Source organism: Kitasatospora sp. NPDC056531 (assembly GCF_042794375.1).
In the GTDB taxonomy this organism is placed as follows: Bacteria; Actinomycetota; Actinomycetes; order Streptomycetales; family Streptomycetaceae; genus Kitasatospora.
This window is the reverse complement of the sequence record NZ_JBHTTU010000050.1, coordinates 20,704-30,585: the sequence shown is the minus strand read 5'-3', so window position 1 is coordinate 30,585 and position 9,882 is coordinate 20,704. Positions and strand designations below refer to the sequence as shown.

General features: G+C 71.5%; 7 protein-coding genes. 5 read left to right on the top strand and 2 right to left on the bottom strand.

The window, feature by feature from the left end; genetic code table 11:
- Window positions 1-107 precede the first annotated feature (107 nt).
- A complete protein-coding gene (hemE, locus tag ACFQ87_RS30955) occupies window positions 108-1,154 on the bottom strand; it encodes a uroporphyrinogen decarboxylase (protein ID WP_380614183.1) in 1,047 nt (348 codons plus the stop codon).
- Between the two features lie 203 nt (window positions 1,155-1,357).
- On the opposite strand from hemE, the gene ACFQ87_RS30950 reads away from it, so the two are divergent.
- The 5 genes from ACFQ87_RS30950 (at window position 1,358) to ACFQ87_RS30930 (ending at window position 8,102) form a co-directional block, all read left to right on the top strand.
- Window positions 1,358-2,020 carry a DUF3000 domain-containing protein gene (locus ACFQ87_RS30950; protein WP_380614161.1) on the top strand — a complete coding sequence of 221 codons (663 nt, stop codon included), beginning with the start codon at window positions 1,358-1,360 and terminating at the stop codon, window positions 2,018-2,020.
- Window positions 2,021-2,341: 321 nt separating this feature from the next.
- Window positions 2,342-3,058 (top strand): response regulator transcription factor, encoded by a 717-nt coding sequence (locus ACFQ87_RS30945; RefSeq protein ID WP_030288221.1) that lies wholly within the window; start codon window positions 2,342-2,344, stop codon window positions 3,056-3,058.
- A gap of 185 nt (window positions 3,059-3,243) precedes the next feature.
- The gene (locus tag ACFQ87_RS30940) at window positions 3,244-4,488 is read left to right on the top strand and encodes a ribonuclease D (RefSeq protein WP_380614160.1); all 1,245 of its coding nucleotides are present in this window, start codon (window positions 3,244-3,246) and stop codon (window positions 4,486-4,488) included.
- 246 nt (window positions 4,489-4,734) lie between these two features.
- Window positions 4,735-5,952 carry a thiolase family protein gene (locus tag ACFQ87_RS30935; protein WP_380614159.1) on the top strand — a complete coding sequence of 406 codons (1,218 nt, stop codon included), beginning with the start codon at window positions 4,735-4,737 and terminating at the stop codon, window positions 5,950-5,952.
- A 2-nt stretch (window positions 5,953-5,954) separates the two neighbouring features.
- The gene (locus tag ACFQ87_RS30930) at window positions 5,955-8,102 is read left to right on the top strand and encodes a 3-hydroxyacyl-CoA dehydrogenase NAD-binding domain-containing protein (protein ID WP_380614158.1); all 2,148 of its coding nucleotides are present in this window, start codon (window positions 5,955-5,957) and stop codon (window positions 8,100-8,102) included.
- 121 nt (window positions 8,103-8,223) lie between these two features.
- On the opposite strand, the gene ACFQ87_RS30925 is transcribed toward ACFQ87_RS30930, so the two are convergent.
- Window positions 8,224-9,750, bottom strand: a complete 1,527-nt coding sequence (locus tag ACFQ87_RS30925) for an ArnT family glycosyltransferase (protein ID WP_380614157.1) — start codon at window positions 9,748-9,750, stop codon at window positions 8,224-8,226.
- Between the last annotated feature and the right edge of the window lie 132 nt (window positions 9,751-9,882).

Sequence of the window (9,882 nt, the reverse complement as noted above, 5' to 3'; positions counted from 1 at the left end):
GGTGGGTGGGGGGGGGGTGGGGGGGGGGGGGGGGGGGGGGGGGGGGGGGGGGACAGGGGGTTGCTTCCCCCGGTGCCCCCGACCCCCCCCCCCCGCGGCTCGACGCGTCAGCGCGCGCTGGCCTCGTGCACGAAGGCGACCAGACGGGAGAGCGCGTCCGGGTCCATGGACGGCAGCACGCCGTGGCCGAGGTTGAAGATGTGGCCGCTGGTACCGAGCGCCTGGGCGGCGTGCAGCACCTCGCGGGCCTTGGTCTCCACGACCTTGGTCGGCGCGAACAGCACCGCCGGGTCGAGGTTGCCCTGCAGGCCCTTGCCCGCGCCGACCCGCTCGGCGGCGACGTTCAGCGGCACCCGCCAGTCGACGCCGACGATGTCCGCGCCGGCCTGGCCCATCAGCCCGAGCAGCTCGCCGGTGCCGACGCCGAAGTGGATCCGCGGCACCCCGTAGTGGGCGACGGCGTCGAAGACCTTGGTGCTGGCCGGCATCACCGAGCGGCGGTAGTCGTCCGGCGCGAGCGAGCCGACCCAGGAGTCGAACAGCTGGACCGCCGAGGCGCCCGCCTCGATCTGCACCTTCAGGAAGGCCGAGGTGATGTCCGCGAGCCGGTCCACCAGGGCGGCCCACAGCTCGGGCTGCCCGTACATCATGGCCTTGGTGTTCTCGTGGTTCTTGGACGGTCCGCCCTCGACCAGGTAGCTGGCCAGGGTGTACGGCGCACCCGCGAAGCCGATCAGCGGGGTCTCGCCGAGCTCGTCCACCAGCAGGCCGATGGCCTCGGTGATGTACGGGACGTCGTCGGGCTCCAGCGGGCGCAGCCGCTGGAGGTCCTCGAAGGTTCGGATCGGATCGGCGATGACCGGACCGATGCCGGGCTTGATGTCCACGTCGATGCCGACGGCCTTGAGCGGCACCACGATGTCGCTGAAGAAGATCGCCGCGTCCACCTTGTGCCGGCGCACCGGCTGCAGGGTGATCTCCTTGACCAGCTCGGGCCGCATGCAGGACTCCAGCATGGGGATGCCCTCGCGGACCTTCAGGTACTCGGGCAGCGAGCGGCCCGCCTGGCGCATGAACCACACCGGGGTGTGCGGCACCGGCTCGTGCCGGCAGGCGCGCAGGAACGCGGAGTCGTGCGCGGCGCCGCGGCGCACGGGGGTGGGTCGGCCGTCGAGGGGGGCCGCCGTCGGGTCTGCCGTAGTCTCGCTCACGGGTCAAATCTTCGCATGCGCCTCGGACCGTCCTCCCCGGGCGGCCTCGTCGGTTCCTCCAAGATCTGTCCGGGTTTGCCGTTCCGGCACGCCGCGCGGACGGAAGTTGCGGCGATAACCCGGGTTTTCGACCTAGTCTTCGGGTCATGGCAGCGGTCGGCGGGCACCCCGCGCAGGGTGGCGGAGCAGGTGGCGGAACAGGTCGGGAGGGTGCGCCGAGCGAGTTCCGGGCCGCTGTGGAGGCCCTGAACGGGGCTCGGCTGCGGCCCGAGGTCCAGCTCTCCCCCGCGCCAGCCCCGCGCCGGCTCGCCCCGCACGCGTTCGCGCTGACCGCCACCGTGGAGGTGGACGGCGAGGAGCTGGCCGACGGCCGGCTGGTGCTGCTGTACGACCCGGCCGGGCAGGAGGCCTGGAACGGGGAGTTCCGGGTGGTCACCATGACCCGGGCCGAGCTGGAGCCGGAGATGGCGGGCGACCCGATGCTCTCCGAGGTCGGCTGGGCCTGGCTGATGGACGCGCTGCAGGCGCAGGGCGCCGGGTACGCGGAGCCGTCCGGCACGGTGACCCGCTGCGCCTCGCAGTACTTCGGCGGCCTGGCGGACCGTCCGTCCTCGACCGAGATCGAGATCCGGGCCTCCTGGACGCCGGCTGACGGCCGGTTCGAGCGACACCTGGCGGCCTGGGGGGATCTGCTCTGCATCAGCGCCGGGCTGCCGCCGGCCACCCCGGCCGCGCAGCCGCCGGCCGAGGTCACGTCACTCGGTGGGGTGGTCCCGATGCCCGCCCGGCGACGCCCGCGGTCGCACTGACGAGTGGTGCCCGGGCCGGGCGACACCTCCCGCCCCGACTCCACCCCCAGGACTGACGGAGTGTGACTTCGATCCCGCTCTGCGTCAATTAGCTGGCCAGAATCGACCGATCAGCGACGTTTCTGATCGATTTTGTACGAATTCCAGGCATGTCGCATCAGTCATATGCGCGATTTGTCCGTATTGTTACTCACTAGATCGTGATCTTTCGCTAAAGCCGGGCACGGTTGCTGCCGAAGCAGACTGTGACCCTTTCCGAACGCGGAACACTCCGAACCGCCCCCATCGGGGTTCCGTCCGCCACTCCCCGCAGGAGGCCTGGTGTCGGTCCTTCTTGAGCACCCCGCAAACGTGGTCGCCTACCGCCCGACCAAGCCCACCGCCATGGTGGTCATCGCCGATCCCCGCGTCCGAAACACCGTCACCCGCCATCTGTGGGCGCTCGGCGTCCGCGACGTGATCGAGGTGTCCTCGATCGCCGAGGCCCGCCCCCGGGTCTCCACCCCACGCGACATCTGCGTCGCCGACGTACACCTGCCGGACGGCTCCGGGCTGACCATCCTCGCCGAGACCCGCGCCGCGGGCTGGCCCAACGGCCTGGCCCTGTCGGCCGCCGACGACATCGGCGCGGTCCGCTCCGCGCTGGCCGGCGGCGTCAAGGGCTACGTGGTCACCGGCACCCGCACCAATGTCGCGATGCCCGGCCGCCCGGGCCTGCCGCTCGGCGCCGCCGGGCTGGCCGGCCGGATGCGCCGCCCCGGGATGCCGGGCATGCCGGGCGCCGCCGGCGCTCCGGGAGCGCCCGGGGCCCCCGGTGCGCCGGGCCCGCAGCAGGCCGCCTACCGCGAGCTGTCCGGCCGCGAGGTCGAGGTGCTGCGGCTGGTCGCCGAGGGCCAGTCGAACAAGGCGATCGGCGTGGCGATGGGCCTGTCCGCGCTCACCGTGAAGAGCCACCTGGCCCGGATCGCCCGCAAGCTCGGCACCGGGGACCGCGCAGGCATGGTCGCGGTCGCACTGCGCACCGGAATCATCCACTGAGCCGATCGGACCCGAACCGCTTGTCGAACCACAACGGCGGCTCAGGAGGAACGTTCCTTCTGAGCCGCCGCAGGCATGGGAGCGGCCGCCGCAGGCATGTGTGGACGGCATCTTCGCCTCCGTCCGTAACGGTCTGACCAGTCCGACAACACTCCCAGTTCCGGGGACCGTCGTACCCTTGGGGGGTGACCGACGCCGTAGCAGCCATCCCAGAAGAAGCAGCCCCGGTCCCGCTCCTCGAACCGAAGGAGGGGATCCCGCCCGTCGTGGCGGACGAGCGGGCGCTGGCCGCCACGATCGCCGCCTTCGCCGCGGGCACCGGACCGGTCGCCGTCGACGCCGAGCGCGCCTCCGGCTACCGCTACGGGCAGCGCGCGTACCTCATCCAGCTGCGCCGTGCGGGTGCCGGCTCCGCCCTGATCGACCCGATCGCCTGCCCCGACCTCAGCGGGCTGGGCGCCGCCATCGCGGACGCCGAGTGGGTGGTGCACGCCGCCACCCAGGACCTGCCCTGCCTGGCCGAGGTGGGCATGAGACCCCAGCGCCTGTTCGACACCGAGCTGGCCGGGCGGATCGCCGGCTTCGCCCGGGTCGGCCTCGGGCCGATGACCGAGAACGTGCTCGGGCTGAGCCTGGCCAAGGAGCACTCGGCGGTCGACTGGTCCACCCGCCCGCTGCCCGAGCCCTGGCTGCGCTACGCGGCTCTGGACGTCGAGGTGCTGGTCGAGCTGCGCGACGCACTCGAACAGGAGCTGGACGCCCAGGGCAAGCTCGGCTGGGCCCTGGAGGAGTTCGCCTCGATCGCCGCCGCGCCCCGCCCGGCCCCGCGCACCGACCCGTGGCGGCGCACCTCGCAGCTGCACAAGGTCCGCCGGCGCCGCCAGCTGGCCGTGGTGCGCGAGCTGTGGCTGACCCGCGACCGGATAGCGCAGGAGCGCGACGTCTCCCCCGGTCGGGTGCTCTCGGACGCCGCGATCGTCAACGCCGCGCTGGCCATGCCGCTGAACATCGCCGCACTGCAGGCCGTCCAGGGCTTCGGGCCGCGACTGCACCGGCGCCAGCTGGACCAGTGGCTGGCGGCGGTGCAGCGTGCCCGGGAGATCCCGGAGAACCAGCTGCCGCCGGCCGCCGCGCCGCACGACGGACCGCCGCCGCCGCGGGCCTGGGCCGAGAAGGACCCGGTGGCCGCCGCCCGGCTCTCCGGCGCCCGCGCCGCCGTCAGCGACCTGGCCGAGCGTCACAACCTGCCGGCCGAGAACCTGATCACCCCGGACCTGGTGCGCCGGGTCTCCTGGGAGCCGCCGGCCGAGCCGAACGCCGAGGGCGTGGCCGCCGCGCTGCGCCGGCTCGGCGCCCGGCAGTGGCAGGTCGACCTGGTGGCGCCGCCGGTGGCCGCCGCGTTCGCCACCGCCGTCTCAGCCCAGGGCTGACCCGGCCGCGCTCCCGAGGCGTGGCTCCGAAAAGGGGATGTCGTCCGTCCGGACGGCATCCCCTTCGGCGTGTCCGGGAAGCCTTCCTGGTCGGACGTGTCGCGGGACACACGGTCCGAACCGTCCGAAGGGCCTGGGCAGGTTGGTTACCGACCGGTAGCATGACGGTGATGGCGGCGCCGCCCGGGTCTTCACCGGCGGCAGCCTGCCCACCTCGAAATGTTGGTCCCTGGGAGGAGAGCCCCCGTGCCTCGTACCGCGAGGGACGTCGTCTTCGTCGATGGCGTCCGCACCCCGTTCGGCAAGGCCGGCCCGAAGGGCATCTACCACGAGACCCGCGCGGACGACCTCGTCGTCAAGTGCATCCGGGAGCTCGTGCGCCGTAACCCGAACCTGCCCGTCGAGCGCATCGACGAGGTCGCCATCGCGGCCACCACGCAGATCGGCGACCAGGGTCTGACCATCGGGCGCACCGCCGCCCTGCTGTCCGGCCTGCCGAAGTCCGTTCCCGGTTACGCGATCGACCGCATGTGCGCCGGCGCCCTGACCGCCGTGACCACCACCGCCGGCGGCATCGCCTTCGGCGCGTACGACGTGGTCGTGGCCGGCGGTGTCGAGCACATGGGCCGCCACCCGATGGGTGAGGGCGTCGACCCGAACCCGCGCTTCGTCTCCGAAAAGCTGGTCGACGAGTCCGCCCTGTTCATGGGCATGACCGCGGAGAACCTGCACGACCGGTTCCCGCACCTGACCAAGGAGCGCTGCGACGCCTTCGCCGTGCGCTCGCAGGAGAAGGCCGCCAAGGCGTACGCCAACGGCGACATCCAGCCCGACCTGGTGCCGATCTCCATCCGCAACACCAACCCCGAGGTCGGCGAGACCGGCTGGGGCCTGGCCACTGTGGACGAGCCGCTGCGCCCGGGCACCACGATGGAGTCGCTGGCCGGTCTCAAGACCCCGTTCCGCCCGCACGGCAACATCACCGCGGGCAACTCGGCCGGTCTGAACGACGGTGCCACCGCCTCGCTGCTGGCCGCCGAGGACGTCGCCGAGGAGCTCGGCCTCCCGGTCAAGATGCGCCTGGTCTCCTACGCCTTCGCGGGCGTCGAGCCCGAGGTCATGGGCATCGGCCCGGTGCCGGCCACCGAGAAGGCGCTGGCCAAGGCCGGTCTGACCATCGACGACATCCAGGCCTTCGAGATCAACGAGGCCTTCGCCGTCCAGGTGCTGTCCTTCCTGGACCACTACGGCATCGCGGACGACGACGAGCGGGTCAACCCGTTCGGCGGTGCGATCGCCTTCGGCCACCCGCTGGCCTCCTCGGGCGTGCGCCTGATGAACCAGCTGGCCCGCCGCTTCGAGCAGCGCCCGGACGTCCGCTACGGCCTCACCACGATGTGCATCGGCTTCGGCATGGGCGGCACCATCATCTGGGAGAACCCCCACTTTGAGGGTGGTAAGTGAACATGACGAACACCACTGAGCTGCTCCAGCACGGCGCCGAGCTGTTCCCGGGCGAGGTCGTCACGACCGCCCACGTGCGCCACCTGGACCTGCCGCTGCAGGCCGGCAAGCTGGCCCTGATCACCCTGGACAACGGCTTCGACCACACCAAGCCGACCACCTTCGGCCCGGGCTCGCTGCTCAAGCTGTCCGAGGCGCTGGACCAGGTCGAGGCCGAGGCCGCCGAGGGCAAGATCGTCGGCGCCGCGATCACCGGCAAGCCGTTCATCTTCGCGGTCGGCGCCGACCTCAAGGGCGTCGAGCTGCTCAAGCAGCACGCGGACGCGCTGGCCATCGGCAAGGGCGGCCACGAGGTCTTCAAGCGGATCGCCGCGCTGCCCGTCCCGACCTTCGCCTTCTACAACGGCGCGGCCATGGGCGGCGGCGTCGAGGTCGGCCTGCACTGCGACTACCGCACGGTGTCGGCGGGCGTTCCGGCCTTCTCGCTGCCCGAGGTCTTCCTCGGCCTCGTCCCCGGCTGGGGCGGCTGCACCATCCTGCCGAACCTGATCGGTGCCGGTAAGGCCGTCAAGGTCATCATCGAGAACTCGATGAACCAGAACAAGCAGCTCAAGGGCAAGGACGTGTTCGAGCTGGGGATCGCCGACGCGATCTTCGAGCCGGCCGACTTCCTGGAGCAGTCGCTGCTGTGGGCCGCCAAGGTCCTCAAGGGCGACGTCGTCGTCGAGCGCGAGGCGATCGACCGCGGCAAGGCCTGGGACGACGCCGTCGCCTGGGGCCGTCTGGTCGCCGACGGCAAGGTGCACGGCGCCGCTCCGGCCGCCTACAAGGCGCTGGACATCATCGCCGCCGTCAAGGACGCCGACTTCGCCGACAAGGCCAGCCTGCAGGCCGGTTTCGACGCCGAGGACGCGGCCCTGGCCGACCTCATCATGAGCGGCGAGCTGCGCAGCGGCATCTACGCCTTCAACCTGGTGCAGCGTCGGGCCAAGCGCCCGGTCGGCGCGCCGGACAAGTCGCTGGCCCGCCCGGTCTCCAAGGTCGGCGTCGTCGGTGCCGGTCTGATGGCCTCGCAGCTGGCGCTGCTGTTCGCCCGCCGTCTGGAGGTGCCGGTGGTCCTCACCGACATCGACCAGGAGCGCGTCGACAAGGGCGTCGGCTACGTCCACGCCGAGATCGACAAGCTGCTCGGCAAGGGCCGCATCGGCCAGGACAAGGCCAACCGCCTCAAGGGCCTGGTCAGCGGCTCGCTCGACAAGGCCGCCGCCTTCGGTGACGCGGACTTCGTCATCGAGGCCGTGTTCGAGGAGATGGGCGTCAAGCAGACCGTCTTCGCGGACCTGGAGAACGTGGTCTCGCCGACCTGTGTGCTGGCGACCAACACCTCCTCGCTGTCGGTCACCGAGATGGCCTCGAAGCTGAAGCACCCCGAGCGGGTCGTCGGCTTCCACTTCTTCAACCCGGTCGCGATCCTGCCGCTGCTGGAGATCGTCCGCGGCGAGCAGACCGACGACGCGTCGCTGGCCACCGCCTTCGCCGTGTCGAAGAAGCTGAAGAAGACCTCGGTCCTGGTCAAGGACGCCCCGGCGTTCGTGGTGAACCGGATCCTGACCCGCTTCATGGGCGAGATCCAGAACATCATCGACGAGGGCACCCCGATCGCCAGCGTCGAGAAGGCCGTCGAGCCGCTCGGCCTGCCGATGTCCCCGATCGTGCTGCTGGAGCTGGTCGGCCCGGCCATCGCCCTGCACGTCTCGGAGACCCTGCACGGTGCCTTCCCGGAGCGGTTCACCGTCTCCGAGAACCTCGGCAAGGTGGTCAAGGCCGGCAAGCGCGGCTTCTACACCTGGGTGGACGGCAAGCAGGTCCTCGACCCCGAGGTGCTGGAGCTGCTGACCTTCGGCGACTCGGTGCTCACCGAGGAGCAGGTCCTGAGCCGCGCCCTGGAGGCCGTGGCCCAGGAGATCGGCCTGATGCTGGAGGAGGGTGTCGTCGCCGAGGCCCAGGACATCGACCTCTGCATGATCACCGGTGCCGGCTGGCCCTTCCACCTGGGCGGGATCACCCCGTACCTGGACCGTGAGGGCGTCTCGGAGCGGGTGACCGGCAAGAAGTTCCTCGCCCCCGGCGTGGCCTCGGTGCCCGCGTAAGGCGTAGCGCTACGGAAGGAGCCCCCGGCGACCTGGTCGCCGGGGGCTCCTTGCGTTCGTGCCCGGTGCTCGGTATGGCTGTGCTCGGGGCGGCTGTGCCCCGTGTTCGGGGCGGCTGTGCTCAGTGCTTGAGGCGGTACACCACGGTGTCGCCGATGACGCCGATCATCTCGTAGTGGGTGTCCAGCAGGTTCTCGATCCGGGGGACCATCACCGGCTGGTACGGGGAGATGCCGGAGTCGTCCACGAAGACCTCGGGCAGGCCGTTGGCCAGCTCCTTGTCGAAGGTCTGCCAGGCGTTGTTGACGCTGAACTGCTCGCCGACGTTCTGGCTGCCGTCCTTGCCGCCGCTGTAGTTGGTGAGGAAGCCCGCGGTCAGGTAGCGGGTGGCGGGCTTGCGGTCGGCCAGCCAGTACAGCTCGGGGTGCATGCCCCAGACCAGCACGGTGTCCTTGGGGGTGGTCTGGGCGGCGACCGCGGTGGCGACCTCGGTGTTGCGGTTCATCTGCTCCCCGGGCCAGGCAAGCGCCAGGCCCCAGAAGACCGTGGCCGCGACCGTGGTGTACACCAGGACGGGCTTCCAGCGGATCGCCGAGGTGGCGACCGCCCCGGTGCCCAGCAGCACCAGCGGGGGGATCAGCTGCAGGTAGTAGTGGCCGAAGAAGTGGAAGCCGACGCTGACCGCGACGGCCGAGGAGAGCAGCCAGACCCACAGGTCGGTGGTCGAGCCGTGCTCCTCGCCGGCCACCGGCAGCGGGCGGTGGCGGTACTTGAACCAGAGCCGGCGGCCGACCGGATAGAGGAAGCCGAGGCCCGCAGCGGCCAGGATGCCCAGGTTGCCGAAGGCGCGGCCGAGCATCTGCAGCCAGGCGCCGCCGAAGGAGGCGTAGTCGCCGCTGCCGGTGACCACCCAGAAGAGGAAGCCCTTGGGCTTGGTCAGGATGACCGCGACCAGCGCTATCGGCAGCGCGAAGCCGAACCCGATCTTGAACAGCGCGGGCGGCCAGCGCACCCCTCGTCGGCGGGCGTCCTGCAGCAGCATCCAGAGCACCGGCAGCATGACGGCGCCGCCGGTCTGCTTGGTCAGCGAGCAGAGCGCGACCGCGATGCCGGCGGCCAGCCAGCGACGGCGCTCGGCGTACCGGAAGGCGGCCACCATGGCGGGAAGCATGAAGACCTCGAAGGTCGCCGCCTGGGTGTCCTCCGGGGAGAGCCCGATGGAGACCAGCAGGTAGAGCAGTCCGGCGCCGGCACCGGCGCGGTTGCCCCAGCGGCCGCGGGCGATCGAGGCCAGCAGGATCGCGGTGACCAGGTGGGCCGCCACCGCGAGGGTGCGCAGCGGCCACAGCGAGGCGGAGCCGAAGACGGCGAAGCAGGCCTGGTAGAGCCAAGGGAGCAGCGGCGGCTTGCGGTCCACCACGGTGTCGTAGAGCACGCCGCCGTCCGCCAGCATCCGGGCCTGGGTGGCCAGGAAGCCCTCGTCCGGGCTCCAGACGGGCCGGGCGAAGGAGGGGATGTGGGTGAGCAGTGCGACCAGCGCGAGCGCCGGCACCAGCCTGGTCCAGTACCCCTGACGAAGGTGGGTACGGACACGCTCGGGCAGGCGCTCGGCCAGTCCGGCGAGGCGGAGGCGGGTGGGGGTCGGCACGGTTGACAACCTACCGGGCGGGATCGGCGCGGGTGGCGCCGGTCCCGCCCTTCAGTGCGATTGTCAGCTTGTTTCGCGACGAACTGTTACGGAGTTACGACAACCAGTCGTCGGCGGAACGGGTCAGGACGG